14 protein-coding genes and 2 pseudogenes are annotated in these 18400 nt (G+C 72.1%); 13 read left to right on the top strand and 3 right to left on the bottom strand.

Going from position 1 to position 18400, the window contains the following annotated elements:
* Positions 1-70: 70 nt before the first annotated feature.
* Positions 71-880, top strand: a pseudogene (locus ACFW6P_RS18190) (helix-turn-helix domain-containing protein); the annotation flags it as partial.
* A 93-nt stretch (positions 881-973) separates the two neighbouring features.
* Positions 974-1762 (top strand): phosphatase, encoded by a 789-nt coding sequence (locus ACFW6P_RS18195; RefSeq protein ID WP_386348238.1) that lies wholly within the window; start codon positions 974-976, stop codon positions 1760-1762.
* Here ACFW6P_RS18195 and ACFW6P_RS18200 read toward each other — a convergent pair.
* The 3 genes from ACFW6P_RS18200 to ACFW6P_RS18210 form a co-directional block, all read right to left on the bottom strand.
* Entirely contained in the window at positions 1755-2636 is an 882-nt protein-coding gene (locus ACFW6P_RS18200) for an acyl-CoA thioesterase (protein WP_386348241.1), read from the bottom strand. The two genes, ACFW6P_RS18195 and ACFW6P_RS18200, sit on opposite strands and share 8 nt — an antisense overlap.
* A 35-nt stretch (positions 2637-2671) precedes the next feature.
* Entirely contained in the window at positions 2672-3829 is a 1158-nt protein-coding gene (locus ACFW6P_RS18205; RefSeq protein WP_386348243.1) for an acyl-CoA dehydrogenase family protein, read from the bottom strand.
* Between the two features lie 205 nt (positions 3830-4034).
* Positions 4035-4628, bottom strand: coding sequence for a TetR/AcrR family transcriptional regulator (locus ACFW6P_RS18210; protein ID WP_386348246.1), 594 nt, complete (start codon positions 4626-4628; stop codon positions 4035-4037).
* Positions 4629-4714: 86 nt separating this feature from the next.
* Between ACFW6P_RS18210 and ACFW6P_RS18215 the strand changes: the two genes are divergently transcribed.
* The 11 genes and pseudogenes from ACFW6P_RS18215 to ACFW6P_RS18265 form a co-directional block, all read left to right on the top strand.
* Positions 4715-6331, top strand: coding sequence for a carboxyl transferase domain-containing protein (locus tag ACFW6P_RS18215; RefSeq protein WP_386348249.1), 1617 nt, complete (start codon positions 4715-4717; stop codon positions 6329-6331).
* Between the two features lie 14 nt (positions 6332-6345).
* Entirely contained in the window at positions 6346-8262 is a 1917-nt protein-coding gene (locus ACFW6P_RS18220) for an acetyl/propionyl/methylcrotonyl-CoA carboxylase subunit alpha (protein ID WP_386348252.1), read from the top strand.
* On the top strand, positions 8259-9209 hold the full coding sequence (locus ACFW6P_RS18225; RefSeq protein WP_386348255.1) for a hydroxymethylglutaryl-CoA lyase: 951 nt from the start codon (positions 8259-8261) through the stop codon (positions 9207-9209). The genes ACFW6P_RS18220 and ACFW6P_RS18225 overlap by 4 nt, the downstream gene beginning before the upstream one ends.
* 4 nt (positions 9210-9213) lie before the next feature.
* Entirely contained in the window at positions 9214-10374 is a 1161-nt protein-coding gene (locus tag ACFW6P_RS18230; protein WP_386348257.1) for an acyl-CoA dehydrogenase family protein, read from the top strand.
* A gap of 213 nt (positions 10375-10587) precedes the next feature.
* Entirely contained in the window at positions 10588-11631 is a 1044-nt protein-coding gene (locus ACFW6P_RS18235; protein ID WP_386424099.1) for an ABC transporter substrate-binding protein, read from the top strand.
* A 57-nt stretch (positions 11632-11688) separates the two neighbouring features.
* The gene (locus ACFW6P_RS18240) at positions 11689-12540 is read left to right on the top strand and encodes a siderophore-interacting protein (RefSeq protein WP_386348262.1); all 852 of its coding nucleotides are present in this window, start codon (positions 11689-11691) and stop codon (positions 12538-12540) included.
* A 158-nt stretch (positions 12541-12698) separates the two neighbouring features.
* Positions 12699-14141: a lysine decarboxylase DesA gene (desA, locus tag ACFW6P_RS18245; protein WP_386348739.1), complete on the top strand. Its 1443-nt coding sequence runs from the start codon at positions 12699-12701 to the stop codon at positions 14139-14141.
* Positions 14125-15402 carry a lysine N(6)-hydroxylase/L-ornithine N(5)-oxygenase family protein gene (locus ACFW6P_RS18250; protein ID WP_386348265.1) on the top strand — a complete coding sequence of 426 codons (1278 nt, stop codon included), beginning with the start codon at positions 14125-14127 and terminating at the stop codon, positions 15400-15402. The genes desA and ACFW6P_RS18250 overlap by 17 nt, the downstream gene beginning before the upstream one ends.
* Complete coding sequence (locus ACFW6P_RS18255; protein ID WP_386348268.1) at positions 15399-15947, top strand: GNAT family N-acetyltransferase; 549 nt, start codon at positions 15399-15401, stop codon at positions 15945-15947. The genes ACFW6P_RS18250 and ACFW6P_RS18255 overlap by 4 nt, the downstream gene beginning before the upstream one ends.
* A complete protein-coding gene (locus ACFW6P_RS18260) occupies positions 15944-17713 on the top strand; it encodes an IucA/IucC family protein (protein ID WP_386424101.1) in 1770 nt (589 codons plus the stop codon). Before ACFW6P_RS18255 ends, ACFW6P_RS18260 begins: the two co-directional genes overlap by 4 nt.
* Positions 17656-18324 (top strand): annotated as a pseudogene (locus tag ACFW6P_RS18265) (DUF4429 domain-containing protein); the annotation flags it as partial. The gene ACFW6P_RS18260 and the pseudogene ACFW6P_RS18265, both read left to right, overlap by 58 nt.
* Between the last annotated feature and the right edge of the window lie 76 nt (positions 18325-18400).

Genomic DNA, 18400 nt, shown 5'->3' on the forward strand with positions numbered 1-18400 from the left:
CCGCCCCGACCCCGGCCGCCCCGACCCCGGCCACCTCGATTCCGGCCGCCCCGCGTCCGGCCATCCCGCCCCCGCATCCGCCACCGGCACCATCGCCGGGCTCCATCTCGCCGCCTACAGCCTGGGCGCCGGGCACGGGTTCGTGCTCGGGGTCGTGACGCCGCAGCGCGCCTCCGGGGACCGCACCGTCGCGGGCGTCGCCGCCGTGCTCCTGTCCCTCCTCACCGGCGAGCAGCAGAGCGGCACCGGCGCGGCCCGTTCCTCCGCCCTGCTCCGGCTGCTGCTGGGCGCCCGGCCCGAGGAGGTCGCGCCGCTGCTCGGCGACGGGCCGTGGGTCGTCGTGCACGCGCGGCCCGACACGGACGGCGCCCCCGGCCCCGTCGCGGCCTCCGCGCTGGGTGCCGCGCTCGGTTCCGCCCTGGTCGACCCGGCGGGCGAGACCGTACGCGTCCTGGTCCCGCCCGGCCGGGCACCGGACCCCCTGCCCGGCTGGACGCTGGGCGTCAGTGCCGCCGTCGCCCCGGAGGACTGGGCCGCCGCCGACACCCAGGCGGCCCGCGCCCTGGCCCGGGCCCGCGCGACCCGCGCCCCGCTGCTCCGGCACAGCGCGCGCCCCGCCCTCGCCGGACTGGTGCCGCCCGGCGAGACGTCGGCCCACGCCCGCGCGCTCCTCGCCCCGGTCACGGACCATCCGGCGCTCACCGAGACCCTGCGCACCTGGCTCTCGCTGCACGGCAGTTGGGACCGCACGGCCGTCGCCCTGACCGTGCACCGCAACACCGTCCGCCAGCGCATCGCCCGCTGTGCGTCCCTGCTGGGGGCGGACCTCGACGACCCGGACGTCCGCATGGAACTGTGGTTCGCGCTGCGGCAGCTGTGAGTACGTGAGCGGAGTCCGTCTGAGTACGTGACGCACGTCCCAGCGCGCGATACGCCAGGGACGCCCACAGGCGGCTGCCCCACAATGGATGCCATGCCGATATCCGGGACACCCAGCCGCGCCGAACTCGTCGAACACCTCGTCAGGACGCGCATCGCGGGCGACGTCGCCACCCCGCGCGAGAACAACCTCTCCCACTACCGCAAGCTGGCGAACGGCGACCGCCACTACTGGCTCGGGCTGGAACTCGGCGACCGCTGGACCGACGAGCAGGACGTCCTCGCGGTGATGGCGGAACGGGCCGGCGTGAACGACGACCCCCAGCACCGCTACGGCCAGGACACCATCGACCCCGAGCTCACGGTCGCGGCCCTGGAGCGCCTCGCCGGCCGGCTGCGCAAGGCGGCGGACGGCGGCCAGCGCGTGCTGTTCGCCACCGGCCACCCCGGCGGCCTGCTCGACGTGCACCGCGCGACCGCGCAGGCCCTGCGCACGGCCGGCTGCGAGATCGTCGTCATACCGGACGGCCTGACGACGGAGGAGGGCTACGTCATGCAGTTCGCGGACGTGGCCGTCCTGGAGCACGGCGCCAGCCTGTGGCACACCCACTCGGGCGAGCCGATGAAGGCGATCCTGACGGGCCTGGAGCGCGAGGGGCGCCCGCTGCCCGACCTGGTCGTCGCCGACCACGGCTGGGCGGGGTACGCGGGGCAGCACGGCGTCGACTCCGTCGGCTACGCCGACTGCAACGACCCGGCCCTGTTCCTCGCCGAGGCGGAGGGCACCGTGCAGGTGACGGTGCCCCTCGACGACCACGTGGTCAGCCCGCGCCACTACGACCCGATGACGGCGTACCTGCTCGCGGAGGCCGGCCTCAGCTAGCGCCCGGCCCGCGCGGGACGCGGACCACGCCCTCCTGGATGACAGTGAGGGCCAGCCGCCCGTCCTGCGTGTAGATGCGGGCCTGGCCCAGTCCCCGGCCGCCCGACGCGGACGGGGACTCCTGGTCGTACAGCAGCCACTCGTCGGCGCGGAACGGCCGGTGGAACCACATCGCGTGGTCCAGCGAGGCCCCGACGACGTCCCCCACGGCCCAGCCGCCGCGCCCGTGCGCGAGCAGCACCGAGTCGAGCAGTGTCATGTCGGAGACGTACGTGGCGAGGACGACGTGCAGCAGGGGGTCGTCGGCCAGCTTGCCGTTGGTGCGGAACCAGACCTGCGAGTGCGCCTCGCGCGGCGCGCCGAACCTCCCGTACGGCGGCTCGTCGACGTACCGCAGGTCGACGGCGGCCCGCGCCTGGAGGAACCGCTCCACGACCCCCGGGTCGAGGTGCGCGTAGCCGCGCAGCCGCTCCTCACCGGTGGGCAGGGTGGCGGGGTCGGGCGAGTCCGGCATGGGCTCCTGGTGGTCCAGGCCGTCCTCGGCCACCTGGAAGGACGCCGAGAGGTGGAAGATCGGCTTGCCGTGCTGGACGGCGACCACCCGGCGGGTGGTGAAGGAGCGGCCGTCGCGGATCCGGTCGACCGTGTAGACGATGGGCGCTCCCGGGTCGCCGGGACGCAGGAAGTACGCGTGCAGCGAGTGCGCGGCGCGGTCCTCGGGGACCGTCCGCCCGGCGGCGACGAGCGCCTGCGCCGCGACCTGCCCGCCGAAGACCCGCGGGACGACGGCGGACCGGGACCGGCCGCGGAAGATGTCCTCCTCGATCTGCTCCAGGTCGAGCAGATCGAGGAGGTCCTGAAGTGCCTGGCTCATGAGGACCGTCGTACCGGCCGATGACTACGGCCGGCTCACAGCCCCATGTCCTTCGCGATGATCGACTTCATGATCTCGCTGGTGCCGCCGTAGATGCGGTTGACGCGGTTGTCCGCGTACAGGCGGGCGATCGGGTACTCGTTCATGTAGCCGTAGCCGCCGTGCAGCTGGAGGCAGCGGTCGATGACGCGGTGCGCGACCTCGGTGCAGAACAGCTTCGCGGAGGCGGCCTCGGCGGGCGTCAGCTCACCGGCGTCCAGGGCCTCGGTCGCGCGGTCGGCGACGGCCTCGGCGGCGTCCACCTCCGCCTGGCAGGCGGCCAGTTCGAACTTGGTGTTCTGGAAGTGCGCGACCGGCTTGCCGAAGACGGTGCGCTCCTGCACGTACTGCTTGGCGAACCGGACGGCGGCCTTGGCCTGGGCGTAGGCACCGAAGGCGATGCCCCAGCGCTCCGAGGCCAGGTTGTGGCCGAGGTAGGAGAAGCCCTTGTTCTCCTCGCCGAGGAGGTCCTCGACGGGGACCTTGACGTCGACGAACGCGAGCTCGGCGGTGTCGGAGGTCTTCAGGCCGAGCTTGTCGAGCTTGCGGCCGACGGAGTAGCCCTCGGACGTGGTGTCCACGGCGAACAGGGAGATGCCGTGGCGGCGGTCCTCGGCGGTCGGGGCGGCGGTGCGGGCGCAGACGATCACCCGGTCGGCGTGCACGCCGCCGGTGATGAAGGTCTTGGCGCCGTTGAGGACGTAGTGCGTGCCGTCCTCGCTGAGCCTGGCGGTGGACTTCATGCCCGCGAGGTCGGAACCGGTGCCCGGCTCCGTCATCGCGATGGCCCACATCTCCTCGCCGGTGACGAACTTCGGCAGGTACCGCTTCTTCTGCTCGTCCGTCGCCAGCATCTTGATGTACGGCAGGGCGAGCAGCACGTGCACGCCGGAGCCGCCGAACTGGACACCGGCGCGGGCGGTCTCCTCGTAGAGCACGGCCTCGAACTTGTGCGACTCCAGGCCGGCACCGCCGAACTCCTCCGGCACGTTGATGCCGAAGATGCCCAGCTCACCAAGCTTGTAGTAGAAGTCGCGGGGCGCCTGACCCGCCGCGAACCACTCGTCGTACACGGGTACGACCTCGGCCTCGATGAAGGCGCGGATGGTCTCCCGGAACGCCTCGTGATCCTCGTTGAACACCGTACGGCGCACGCCGCCACCTCCACGGACCTCAGCATGTCTAAGCGCTTGCTCACCCAAGATACCGGCGAGTATCGACGACCGTCCAGGGTGGGTGCGGGGTAACGCTCGTCACGCCCCGGGAAACGCCGGGTGAGCCCGAGGTGAGGTGCACGACGTGAGGCGCCCTGGGCACCCGAAGTACCGGAGGCACCCGAGGTACCCGAAGGGCCCGAGGTCAGCCCTCCGCCGCCGCGAACGCCCCCCGCGCCATCCGGTGCAGCAGCTCCGCCGTGGCCCCCCGCCCGGGCAATGACCCGCCCCGCCCCAGGTGCGGCGTCGAGTTCAGCAGGCCGAACACCGAGTGCACGGCGGACCGCGCCGCCGGCTCCCCCAGGCCCGGGTAGACCTTCCGCACGACCTCCACCCACAGCTCCACGTACTGCCGCTGCAGCTGCCGCACCATCTTCCGGTCGCTGTCCCGCAGGCGGTCCAGCTCCCGGTCGTGCAGGGTGATCAGAGGCCGGTCGTCGAGCGCGAAGTCGATGTGCCCCTCGATGAGCGAGTCGAGCACCCCCTCCGGCCCGTCCCCGTCCGCCTCCGCCACCCTCCGCTTCGCCCCGGTGAGCAACTGCCCGCTGATCCCCACCAGGAGCTCCGCGAGCATCGCGTCCTTGCCCGCGAAGTGCCGGTACAGCCCGGGCCCGCTGATCCCCACCGCGGCGCCTATCTCGTCGACCCCGACCCCGTGGAAGCCCCGCTCGGCGAACAGCCGCGCGGCCTCCTTGAGGATCTGCTCACGGCGGGTGGGGGCGTCGGTTCTGGTGGTCATGAAATCGATTCTAGACAGGGAGGTTAGCGGTCGTTAACCTGAAGGAAATGCGTTAACGCTCATTAACACGTGAGGGGACCCGCAGGATGCACGAGGCACCGGAGCTCACGAGCGCGGCGGACCCCGCGTCGGAGGCCTTTCGGGCCAACGAGGAGGCGCACCGCACCCTCGTGGAGGAGCTGCGCGGCAAGCTCGCCGCGGCCGCTCGGGGCGGCGGCGAGAAGGCCCGCGCCCGCCACACATCGCGCGGCAAGCTGCTGCCCCGCGACCGGGTGGACACCCTCCTGGACCCGGGCTCGCCGTTCCTGGAGCTGGCCCCGCTCGCGGCCGACGGGATGTACGAGGACCAGGCCCCGGCCGCCGGCGTCATCGCCGGCATCGGCCGGGTCGGCGGCCGCGAGACGGTGGTCATCGCCAACGACGCCACGGTCAAGGGCGGCACGTACTACCCGATGACCGTCAAGAAGCACCTCCGCGCCCAGGAGGTCGCCCTCGACAACCGCCTCCCCTGCGTCTACCTGGTGGACTCGGGCGGCGCGTTCCTGCCCATGCAGGACGAGGTCTTCCCGGACCGCGAGCACTTCGGCCGGATCTTCTACAACCAGGCCCGCATGTCCGGCGCCGGCATCCCCCAGATCGCCGCCGTCCTCGGCTCGTGCACGGCCGGCGGGGCGTACGTCCCGGCGATGAGCGACGAGGCGGTGATCGTCCGCAACCAGGGCACGATCTTCCTGGGCGGCCCGCCCCTGGTGAAGGCGGCCACCGGCGAGGTCGTCACGGCGGAGGAGCTCGGCGGCGGCGAGGTCCACTCCCGGATCTCGGGCGTCACGGACCACCTCGCGGAGAACGACGCGCACGCCCTGCGCATCGTCCGCACGATCGTCTCCACGCTCCCCACCCGGGGCCCCCTCCCCTGGGAGGTCACGGAGGCGATCGAGCCCAAGGTCGACCCGCAGGGCCTGTACGGCGCGGTCCCGGTCGACTCGCGCACGCCGTACGACGTCCGGGAGATCATCGCCCGGGTCGTCGACGGCTCCCGCTTCGCGGAGTTCAAGTCCGAGTTCGGCCAGACCCTGGTCACCGGCTTCGCCCGGATCCACGGCCACCCGGTGGGCATCGTCGCCAACAACGGCATCCTGTTCTCCGAGTCCGCCCAGAAGGGCGCGCACTTCATCGAGCTGTGCGACCAGCGCGGCATCCCGCTGCTGTTCCTGCAGAACATCTCGGGCTTCATGGTCGGCAAGGACTACGAGGCGGGCGGCATCGCCAAGCACGGCGCCAAGATGGTCACGGCGGTGGCCTGCACGCGCGTGCCGAAGCTGACGGTCGTGGTCGGCGGCTCGTACGGCGCGGGGAACTACTCCATGTGCGGCCGGGCGTACTCCCCCCGCTTCCTGTGGATGTGGCCGAACGCCAAGATCTCGGTCATGGGCGGCGAGCAGGCCGCCTCGGTGCTCGCGACCGTCAAGCGCGACCAGCTGGAGGCGCGCGGCGAGTCCTGGCCCGCCGAGGACGAGGACGCCTTCAAGGCCCCGATCCGCGCCCAGTACGAGCGCCAGGGCAACGCCTACTACGCGACGGCCCGCCTCTGGGACGACGGTGTGATCGACCCGATGGACACCCGTCAGGTCCTGGGCCTGGCCCTGACCGCGTGTGCCAACGCGCCCCTGGGTGACCCCCAGTTCGGCGTCTTCCGGATGTGAGGGGACGGACGACGATGTTCGAGACAGTGCTGGTGGCCAACCGGGGCGAGATCGCCGTGCGCGTCATCCGGACGCTGCGGTCGATGGACGTGCGCTCGGTGGCCGTCTTCTCCGACGCGGACGCCGACGCCCGGCACGTCCGCGAGGCGGACACGGCGGTGCGGATCGGCCCGGCCCCCGCGTCGGAGAGCTACCTGTCGGTGGAGCGCCTCCTGGAGGCCGCGGCACGCACCGGCGCGCAGGCCGTGCACCCGGGCTACGGCTTCCTCGCCGAGAACGCCGCCTTCGCGCGCGCCTGCGCCGAGGCCGGACTGGTCTTCGTCGGTCCTCCGGCGGACGCGATCGCGCTGATGGGCGACAAGATCCGGGCCAAGGAGACGGTCCGCGAGGCCGGGGTGCCGGTGGTCCCCGGCGGCCGGGACCCCGACCTGGCCGAGGCGGCCCGCGAGCTGGGCGCGCCCGTGCTGCTGAAGCCCAGCGCGGGCGGCGGCGGCAAGGGCATGCGCCTGGTGCGGGACCTCACCCGGCTGGAGGAGGAGATCGCCTCGGCCCGCCGCGAGGCCCGCGCCTCCTTCGGCGACGACACGCTCCTCGTGGAGCGCTGGATCGACCGCCCCCGCCACATCGAGATCCAGGTCCTGGCCGACGGCCACGGGAACGTGGTGCATCTGGGCGAGCGCGAGTGCTCCCTCCAGCGCCGCCACCAGAAGATCATCGAGGAGGCGCCCAGCGTGCTCCTGGACGAGGAGACGCGCGCCGCGATGGGCGAGGCGGCGGTCCAGGCGGCCCGCTCCTGCGGCTACCGGGGCGCGGGCACGGTGGAGTTCATCGTCCCGGGCACCGACCCGTCCTCCTACTACTTCATGGAGATGAACACCCGCCTCCAGGTGGAGCACCCGGTCACGGAGCTCGTCACCGGCCTGGACCTGGTCGAGTGGCAGCTGCGGGTGGCGGCCGGGGAGCCCCTGGGCTTCACCCAGGAGGACGTACGGCTGACGGGCCATGCGGTGGAGGCCCGGATCTGCGCCGAGGACCCCTCCCGCGGCTTCCTCCCCTCCGGCGGCACGGTCCTGAGGCTGCGCGAGCCGCAGGGCGACGGCGTGCGCACCGACTCGGGCCTCACCGAGGGCACGGAGGTCGGCAGCCTCTACGACCCGATGCTCTCCAAGGTCATCGCCTACGGCCCCGACCGCGCCACCGCCCTGCGCAAGCTGCGCGCGGCCCTGGCGGGGACGGTCACCCTGGGCGTGCAGACCAACGCCGGTTTCCTGCGCCGCCTGCTCGCCCACCCGGCGGTGGTATCCGGCGACATGGACACCGGCCTGGTCGAACGCGAGGTGGACGGCCTGGTCTCCACGGACGTGCCGGAGGAGGTCTACGAGGCGGCGGCGGCCGTCCGCGGGGAGGCCCTGCAGCCGGAGCCGGGCGGCTGGACGGACCCCTTCTCGGTCCCCAGCGGCTGGCGCCTGGGCGGCACACCGAAGCCGCCGGCCTTCCCCCTCCGGGTGCGGGAGCCGCTGGAGTACACCCCGCGCGGCACGGCGACGGTCACCGACGACCGGGTCGTGGTGACCCTGGACGGCGTCCGCCACACCTTCCACCGCGCCGCCGACTGGCTCGGCCGCGACGGCGACGCCTGGCAGGTGCGCGACCACGACCCGGTGGCCGCGTCCCTCACCCGGGCGGCCCACGCGGGCGCCGACTCGCTGACCGCGCCGATGCCGGGCACGGTGACAGTGGTGAAGGTGGCCGTCGGGGACGAGGTGAGCGCCGGTCAGAGCCTGCTCGTGGTGGAGGCGATGAAGATGGAGCACGTCGTCTCCGCCCCGCACGCCGGCAAGGTCACCGAGCTGGACGTCTCGCCCGGCACCACGGTCGCCATGGACCAGGTCCTGGCGGTCATCGCACCCAACGAGGAGGCGGCGGAATGACAGTCCCGGGGCTCCCGATGACCGTCCCGGCCGCGGGCCTGCCCGCCCGGGTCCGCATCCACGAGGTGGGCGCGCGCGACGGCCTGCAGAACGAGAAGGCGACCGTCCCCACGGAGATCAAGGCGGCGTTCATCCGCCGCCTGGCCGAGGCGGGCCTGACCACGATCGAGGCGACGAGCTTCGTCCACCCCGAGTGGGTCCCCCAACTGGCGGACGCGGAGCAGCTGTTCCCGCTCGTCGGCGACCTCCCGGTGGCCCTGCCGGTCCTCGTCCCGAACGAGCGGGGCCTGGACCGCGCCCTCGCGCTGGGCGCCCGGCGTGTGGCGGTCTTCGCCAGCGCGACGGAGTCCTTCGCCAAGGCCAACCTCAACCGCACGGTGGACGAGGCGCTGGCGATGTTCGAGCCGGTGGTGGCCCGGGCGAAGGCGGACGGCGTCCACGTCCGCGGCTACCTGTCCATGTGCTTCGGCGACCCCTGGGAGGGCGCGGTCCCGGTCCCCCAGGTGGTCCGGGTCTGCCGCGCCCTGCTGGACACGGGCTGCGACGAACTGAGCCTGGGCGACACGATCGGCGTGGCGACACCGGGCCATGTGGTCGCGCTCCTCGCGGCCCTGGACGAGGCGGGAATCCCGCCCTCCGCCCTCGGCGTGCACTTCCACGACACCTACGGCCAGGCCCTGGCCAACACCCTCGCGGCCCTCCAGCAGGGCGTGACGACGGTCGACGCCTCCGCGGGCGGCCTCGGCGGCTGCCCGTACGCGAAGTCGGCGACGGGCAATCTCGCCACCGAGGACCTCGTGTGGATGCTGCGGGGCCTCGGCATCGACACCGGAATCGACCTCGGCCGCCTCGTCGCCGCCAGCGCGTGGATGGCCGCCCACCTGGGCCGGCCCAGCCCGTCCCGCACCGTCCGAGCCCTGTCCCACGAGGACACCGAGGAGCACTGACCCCATGGACTACCGCCTTCCCCCCGAGCTGGAAGAACTCCGCCGCACGGTCGAGGAGTTCGCGCACGAGGTCGTGGCGCCCAAGATCGGCGACCTCTACGAGCGGCACGAGTTCCCCTACGAGATCGTCCGGGAGATGGGCCGCATGGGCCTGTTCGGCCTGCCGTTCCCGGAGGAGTACGGCGGCATGGGCGGTGACTACCTCGCCCTCGGCGTGGCCCTGGAGGAGCTGGCGCGGGTCGACTCCTCGGTGGCCATCACCCTGGAGGCCGGCGTCTCGCTCGGCGCGATGCCGATCCACCTCTACGGCACGGAGGAGCAGAAGCGGGAGTGGCTCCCCCGCCTGTGCTCGGGCGAACTCCTGGGCGCCTTCGGCCTGACGGAGCCGGACGGCGGCAGCGACGCGGGCGCGACGCGCACGACGGCCCGGCTGGACGAGTCGACGAACGAGTGGGTCGTCAACGGCAGCAAGTGCTTCATCACCAACTCGGGCACGGACATCACGGGCCTGGTCACGGTCACGGCGGTCACGGGCCGCAAGCCCGACGGCAGGCCGCTGATCTCCTCGATCATCGTCCCGTCGGGCACACCCGGCTTCACGGTCGCGGCCCCGTACTCGAAGGTCGGCTGGAACGCCTCGGACACCCGCGAGCTGTCCTTCGCGGACGTCCGCGTCCCGGCGGCGAACCTCCTGGGCGAGGAGGGCCGCGGCTACGCCCAGTTCCTCCGCATCCTCGACGAGGGCCGCGTCGCCATCGCGGCGCTCGCCACCGGCCTGGCCCAGGGCTGCGTCGACGAGTCGGTCAAGTACGCCAAGGAGCGCCACGCCTTCGGCAGGCCGATCGCCGCGAACCAGGCCATCCAGTTCAAGATCGCCGACATGGAGATGAAGGCCCACACGGCCCGCCTCGCCTGGCGGGACGCCGCGGCCCGCCTGGTCGCCGGCGAGTCCTTCAAGAAGGAAGCGGCCCTGGCCAAGCTCCACTCCTCCACGGTCGCGGTCGACAACGCCCGTGAGGCCACCCAGATCCACGGCGGCTACGGCTTCATGAACGAGTACCCGGTCGCCCGCATGTGGCGGGACTCCAAGATCCTGGAGATCGGCGAGGGCACGAGCGAGGTCCAGCGGATGCTGATCGCGCGGGAGTTGGGGCTGGTGGGCTGAGCGGCCGACCCGGCCGGCAGCCGGGTCCGACGAGGCAAGGGCACAGTGACCGGGATCACTGCGCCCTTCGGCGTCCCCGCGCGCCCACCCGGGCACGGACACCGGGGCCCTCTGGACAGGAACCGAGGTTAGGCTAACCTAATCATCGTCCCAGCCAAGCGGCCGTCCGCCGCGCCAGCAGTGGCTCCGTCACGCACGAAAGCAGACCTCGTCATGCCGAACGCCAGCACCGCCCGCTTCTCCCGCCGCGGCATCCTCGCCGCGGGCGGCGCCCTCGGACTCGGCGCCCTCGTGACCGCGTGCGGCGGAGAGGACTCCCAGGGCGGCGGCTCGGACGCGACCGGTGCCGCCACGTCCGGCCCGTGGTCGTTCAAGGACGACCGCGGCCAGACGGTCGAGCTCGGCAAGGCCCCCGCGAGCATCGTCGCCTTCACCGGTGTCGCCGCCGCGCTGTACGACTACGGCATCTCCGTCAAGGGCGTCTTCGGTCCCACCAGGACGCCGGACGGCAAGCCCGACGTGCAGGCCGGCGACATGGACGTCAGCGAGGTGACCGTCCTCGGCAACGCCTGGGACCAGTTCAACGTCGAGAAGTACGCCACCCTCGCCCCCGACGTGCTGATCTCCACGATGTTCGACGACGCAGGCACGCTCTGGTACGTCCCCGAGTCCTCCAAGGACAAGATCGCCAAGCTCGCCCCGAGCGTCGGCATATCCGTGTACGACCGTCAGCTCACCGCCCCGCTGCAGCGGATGTGGGAGCTGGCCGAGTCCCTCGGCGGCGACATGGAGTCCGCGAAGGCCGCCGGCGCCAAGAAGCGGTTCGAGGAGGCCTCCGAGCGGCTGCGCAAGGCCGCCAAGGCGAACCCCGGCCTCACGGTGATGGCCGGTTCCGCGAGCCAGGAGCTGTTCTACGTCTCCGGCACCAACCTGTCCGTCGACCTGGAGTACTTCAAGGCCCTCGGCGTGAACTTCGTCGAGCCGCCGGAGAAGGCCAAGGCCGAGGGCGGCGGCTGGTTCGAGAGCCTGAGCTGGGAGAACGTCGACAAGTACCAGGCCGACATCATCATGATGGACGACCGGACCTCGGCCATCCAGCCGGCCGACATCACCGAGGCGACGTGGAAGAAGCTGCCCGCGGTCAAGGCCGGGCAGGTCATCCCGCGTTCCGCCGAGCCGATCCTGTCCTACGACAAGTGCGTGCCGCTGGTGGAGAACCTGGCCAAGGCCATCGAGACCGCGAAGAAGGTCGGCTAGGCGCTCAGCGCCCCTGACGGAGCGCCCCGTCCCTGACGACGACTCAGGAGTCCATCCATGACCACCGCCGTAGCCGCCCCGTTCCGCTTCTTCTCCCTCCAGGTCGTGCGAACGAGGCGGCTCGGGCCGTCCCTGGTCCGGGTCACCTTCGCCGGTCCCGATCTGCACGCCTTCCACTCCGACGGGCGCGACCAGTCGCTGTCGCTGTTCCTGCCGCACCCCGGCCAGCCCGAGCCGGTCGTACCGCTCGAACTCGGTGACGGCTGGTGGCAGGGGTGGCGCGAACTGCCGGACGGCGTGCGGGCCGTGATGCGCTCGTACACGCTCCGCGCGCTGCGCCGCGACCCGGACGAGATCGACATCGACTTCGCGCTGCACGGCGTCGAGCCGGGCGCCCGGGCCCAGGCCGGGCCGGCCTCCCGCTGGGCCGCCCGGGCCGCCGCGGGCGACCGCGTACTGCTGCTCGGCCCGGCCCTGGCCGACAACCGGGCGATCCGCTTCCGGCCGCCCCAGGACACCGACCTGGTGGTCGTCTGGGGCGACGAGACCGCCGTACCGGCCGCCTCGGCCATCGTCGAGGCGCTGCCCGCCGGCACCCGCGCCCGGGTCTGGCTGGAGGTCCCGCACGCCGGGGACATCCAGGACCTGGCGACCGGGGCCGACGCCGAGATCACCTGGCTGGTGCGCGAGAGGCGCGCCGAGGACTCCCCCATGGCCCTCGACGCCCTCCGCGCCGCCCGTCTGCCGTACGCCGAGCGGCCGTACGTCTGGATCGCCGGTGAGTCCGGGCGCGTGAAGGAGCTGCGCCGGCACTTCGTGCGGGAGCGCGGGATCGACCGCCGCCGGGTCACGTTCGTCGGCTACTGGCGCCGCGGTCTGAGCGAGGAGCAGGTGCGGGCGGAGGGCTGATTCCGCCCTCCCGCCGCCACCGGGAGCACCGCGAGTGACCCCGGTCACGGAACAGACGCACCCTCGTACGTCTAACTTAGGCTAGGCTAACCTAAGTCGGGCGCGTGAGCAGCCCGCTCCCGACCCGCACCGGACTGTCCCCACCGGAGGACCCCCACATGCGCTCGCACCTGCTCAACGACACCACCGCGGAGCGGTACCGCCGTTCCGTGACCGAAGGAGTCGAGCGGGTGGCCGCCCAACTCGCCGCCACCGACCGGCCGTTCACCGGCGTCACCGTCGACGCCCTCGCCCCCCGCATCGACGCGATCGACCTCGACCAGCCGCTGCACGACACCACCGCGGTCCTCGACGAACTGGAGGAGGTCTACCTCCGGGACGCGGTCTACTTCCACCACCCCCGCTACCTGGCGCACCTCAACTGCCCGGTCGTCATCCCGGCCGTGCTCGGCGAGGCCGTGCTGTCCGCCGTGAACTCCTCGCTGGACACCTGGGACCAGTCGGCGGGCGGCACGCTCATCGAGCGGAAACTGATCGACTGGACGACCGGGCGCATCGGCCTCGGCCCCGCCGCCGACGGCGTGTTCACCTCCGGCGGCACCCAGTCCAACCTCCAGGCGCTGCTGCTGGCCCGCGAGGAGGCGAAGAGCGATTCCCCCGCCAAGCTGCGCGTCTTCGCCTCCGAGGCCGGCCACTTCAGCGTGAGGAAGTCGGCGAAGCTGCTCGGGCTCGGCCAGGACGCCGTGGTCTCCGTCCCCGTCGACCACGACAAGCGCATGCGGACCGTCGCCCTCGCCCGGGAGCTGGAGCGCTGCCGCGCGGACGGCCTGGTGCCCATGGCCGTCGTCGCCACCGCCGGGACCACCGACTTCGGCTCCATCGACCCGTTGCCGGAGATCGCCGAGCTGTGCGAGCAGCACGGCACCTGGATGCACGTCGACGCCGCCTACGGCTGCGGTCTGCTCGCCTCACTGAAGCACCGGGACCGCATCGCCGGCATCGAGCGCGCCGACTCCGTCACCGTCGACTACCACAAGTCCTTCTTCCAGCCGGTGAGTTCCTCGGCCGTGCTGGTGCGCGACGCCGCCACGCTGCGCCACGCGACCTACCACGCCGAGTACCTCAACCCCCGCCGCATGGTGCGCGAGCGCATCCCCAACCAGGTGGACAAGTCCCTGCAGACCACCCGCCGCTTCGACGCCCTCAAGCTGTGGATGACGCTGCGGACCATGGGCGCCGACGGCATCGGGCAGCTCTTCGACGAGGTGTGCGCGCTGGCCCGGGAGGGCTGGGAGCTGCTCGCCGCCGATCCGCGCTTCGAGGTCGTCGTCGAGCCGAGCCTGTCGACCCTCGTCTTCCGCTTCGTCCCGGCCGCCGTCACCGACCCGGCCGAGACCGACCGCGCCAACCTCCACGCCCGCAAGGCCCTGTTCGCCTCCGGTGACGCCGTCGTCGCGGGCACCAAGGTCGGCGAGCGTCACTACCTGAAGTTCACCCTGCTGAACCCCGAGACGCGGGCGTCCGACATCGCCGCCGTCCTCGACCTGATCGCCGGCCACGCCGAGCAGTACCTGGGAGAGTCCCTTGACCGCGCGTCCTGAAAGCCCCGCCTCCGTGCACGACTTCGTGGGGATCGGGCTCGGCCCGTTCAACCTGGGCCTGGCCTGCCTCACCGAGCCCATCGACGACCTCGACGGCGTCTTCCTGGAGTCGAAGCCCGACTTCGAGTGGCACGCGGGCATGTTCCTGGACGGCGCCCATCTGCAGACCCCGTTCATGTCGGACCTGGTCACCCTCGCCGACCCCACGTCCCCGTACTCCTTCCTGAACTACCTGAAGGAGAAGGGCCGGCTGTACTCGTTCTACATCCGGGAGAACTTCTACCCGCTGCGGGTCGAGTACGACGACTACTGCCGCTGGGCCGCGGGCAGGCTGAGCAGCATCCGCTTCGGCACGACGGTGACCGAGGTGACCCACGAGGACGAGCTGTACGTGGTGCGCACGGCGGGCGGTGACACCTACCGGGCGCGCCACCTGGTCCTCGGCACCGGCACCCCGCCCCACATCCCCGAGGCCTGCCGGGGCCTGGGCGGCGACGTCATCCACAACTCCCGCTACCTGGAGCACAAGGCGCGGCTGCAGGGCAAGGAGTCGATCACGCTGGTCGGCTCCGGCCAGTCGGCCGCCGAGATCTACTACGACCTCCTCGGTGAGATCGACGTCCACGGCTACCGGCTGAACTGGGTCACCCGCTCCCCGCGCTTCTTCCCGCTGGAGTACACCAAGCTCACGCTGGAGATGACGTCACCGGAGTACGTCGACTACTTCCGCGAGCTGCCCGAAGCGACCCGCTACCGCCTCACGACCGAGCAGAAGGGCCTGTTCAAGGGCATCGACGGCGACCTCATCGACGCGATCTTCGACCTGCTGTACCAGAAGAGCCTGGGCGGCCCGGTCCCCACCCGGCTGCTCACCAACTCCTCGCTGAACGCGGCGGCGTACGACGACGGCACGTACACCCTGTCCTTCCGCCAGGAGGAGCAGGGCAAGGACTTCGAGCTGACCTCCGAGGGCCTGGTCCTGGCCACCGGCTACCGGTACGCCGAGCCGGAGTTCCTGGCGCCGGTCAGGGACCGCCTGCGCTACGACTCCCGGGGCAACTTCGACGTCGCCCGCAACTACGCGATCGACGTCACGGGCCGGGGGATCTTCCTGCAGAACGCCGGGGTCCACACCCACAGCATCACCAGCCCGGACCTGGGCATGGGCCCGTACCGGAACGCGTACATCATCCGGGAGCTGCTGGGCTCCGAGTACTACCCGGTCGAGAAGTCCATCGCCTTCCAGGAGTTCGCGGTATGAGCACCACCACCATCGGCACCCTGACCGTGCGCCCGCTGGACCCGCCGCGGGACGCCGCGCTGCTGCACTCCTGGGTCACGCACCCCAAGGCGGCCTACTGGATGATGCAGGACGCGACACCGCGGGACGTCGAGCGCGAGTACACGCGCATCGCCGCCCACGAGCACCACCAGGCCCACCTGGGCCTGCACGAGGGCCGGCCGGCGTTCCTGATGGAGAGGTACGACCCCCGGTACGTGGAGCTGGCCGGGCTGTACGACGCGGAGCCCGGCGACGTCGGCATGCATTTCCTGGTGTCGCCGACCGACCGCCCGATCCACGGCTTCACCCGGGCCGTCATCACCGCCGTGATGGAGGAACTGTTCGCCGACCCGCGCACCCGGCGGGTCGTGGTGGAGCCCGACGTCCGCAACACGGCGGTCCACGCGCTCAACGAGGCCGTCGGCTTCGTCCCCGAGCGCGAGATCGACAAGCCGGAGAAGCGCGCGCTGCTCAGCTTCTGCACGCGTGAGCAGTTCCTGGCCGCCCGAGGAGGGGCGATATGACCCTGTCCGACGCCGTGGCGCACCTGTCCCCCGAGCGGTGGGACGAGGCGGGCCGCCTGCTGATCCGCAAAGCGCTCGCCGAGTTCGCCCACGAGCGGCTCATCACCCCCGAACGGGACGGCGGGCAGTACGTCGTCCGCAGCGACGACGGTTCCACCGTCTACCGCTTCACCGCCGTCCGCCGGGCCCTGGACCACTGGCAGGTGGCGGCGGAGTCGATCACCCGCCACCGGGACGGAGCCGAACTGCCGCTCGCCCCGCTGGACTTCTTCATCGAGTTCCGGACGTCGCTGGGGCTGAGCGACAGCATCCTGCCGGTCTACCTGGAGGAGATCTCCTCCACCCTCTCCGGCACCTGCTACAAGCTCGCCAAGCCGAGGACGACGGCGGCCGAGCTCGCCCGCGCCGACTTCCAGACCGTCGAGACCTCGATGACCGAGGGCCACCCCTGCTTCGTCGCCAACAACGGGCGGCTCGGCTTCGGCATCCACGAGTACCTCTCCTACGCGCCGGAGACGGCGAGCCCGGTCCGCCTGGTGTGGCTGGCCGCGCACCGCTCGCGGGCGGCGTTCACGGCCGGTGCCGGCATCGAGTACACGTCGTTCCTGCGCCAGGAGCTGGGCGAGGCGACCGTGGAGCGCTTCCACGGGGTGCTGCGCGAGAAGGACCTGGACCCGGCTGACTACCTGTTCATCCCGGTCCACCCCTGGCAGTGGTGGAACAAGCTCTCCGTCACCTTCGCGGCGGAGGTCGCCCGGGGGCACCTGGTGTGCCTGGGCGAGGGCGGCGACGAGTACCTGGCCCAGCAGTCCATCCGCACCTTCTTCAACCGGACCAGCCCCGAGAAGCACTACGTGAAGACGGCCCTGTCCGTCATCAACATGGGCTTCATGCGCGGACTGTCGGCCGCCTACATGGAGGCCACCCCCGCGATCAACGACTGGCTGGCCCGGCTGATCGAGGGCGACCCGGTGCTGAAGTCCACCGGTCTGTCGATCATCCGGGAGCGGGCCGCCGTCGGCTACCGGCACCTGGAGTACGAGCGGGCGACCGACCGCTACTCGCCCTACCGCAAGATGCTCGCCGCGCTGTGGCGGGAGAGCCCGGTGCCGTCCCTGGCGCAGGGCGAGTCGCTGGCCACGATGGCCTCCCTGGTCCACGTCGACCACCAGGGGGCGTCGGTCGCGGGCGCGCTGATCGAGCGGTCGGGCCTGGCGCCGCGGGAGTGGCTGCGCCGCTACCTCCAGGCGTACTACACGCCGCTGCTGCACAGCTTCTACGCCTACGACCTGGTCTTCATGCCGCACGGCGAGAACGTCATCCTGGTGCTGGAGGACGGGGTCGTGCAGCGCGCGATCCACAAGGACATCGCCGAGGAGATCGCGGTCATGGACCCGGACGCGGTGCTGCCGCCGGCGGTGGAGCGGCTGCGCGTGGAGGTCCCGGAGGACACCAAGCTCCTGTCGATCTTCACGGACGTCTTCGACTGCTTCTTCCGCTTCCTCGCGGCGAACCTCGCCACCGAGGGGATCCTGGCCGAGGACGACTTCTGGCGCACGGTCGCGGAGGTCACCCGCGCCTACCAGGAGTCGACGCCGTCACTCGCCGACAAGTTCGAGCGGTACGACATGTTCGCCCCCGAGTTCGCGCTGTCCTGTCTGAACCGGCTCCAACTGCACGACAACCAGCAGATGGTGGACCTGTCGGACCCGGCCGGCGCGCTCCAGCTGGTCGGCACCCTGAAGAACCCCCTCGCGGGCTTCTGACCCCACGGCGGTCGGGCACCCCGGAGTACGGTCCTTCGGGGTGCCCGTCGTTCTCAGGGGCGCGGCAGGTGCCGTCCGGCCCGGTGACCGAGTACCTGCTGCCGGGGCCGGCCGTCCCGCTGACCGTCTCCGCCGGGGACGGCACCGCCGGCCTCGACGGGGAGCCCATACGCCTGGAGTGGAACTGGAAGACGGAGGACGCCATGGCCGCCGCCGGCACCCGCACCCTGGCGCTCCAGGACGTCACGGGCGTGGAGTGGCAGCCCGCGGCCGGACTGGAGAACGGCCATCTGCGCTTCACCGTGCGCAACGCCCCCACCAAGGCCCCGCCCACGTACGACCCGAACACCGTGGAGCTGCGGGGCTTCAGGAAGGACCCGCTGACGGCCCTGGTCGCGGCGGCGGTCCAGGCCAGGCTTCCGCACCCGTCCCGGTCCGCCGCCGCGCGACCGGAGCCGCCCGCTCTTCCGGGGGCGTCCGCCACCCCGGCCGAGGCCGATCACGACGCCCTGCTGCGCCGCCTGCGCGAGCTCGGCGACCCGCACCGCTCGGGCGTCCTGACGGACGACGAGTTCGCCCTGGCCGAGCGGGCGATCCTGAAGCGGATGTGAGGCCTCGGGCAAAGGAGAAGCAGGACGCACATCCTCTGCCCGAAACCGGGCAGATTTCTTGCGAAAGGCGGGCCGG

Origin of the sequence: Streptomyces sp. NPDC058741 (assembly GCF_042746715.1) — a bacterium.
In the GTDB taxonomy this organism is placed as follows: Bacteria; Actinomycetota; Actinomycetes; order Streptomycetales; family Streptomycetaceae; genus Streptomyces.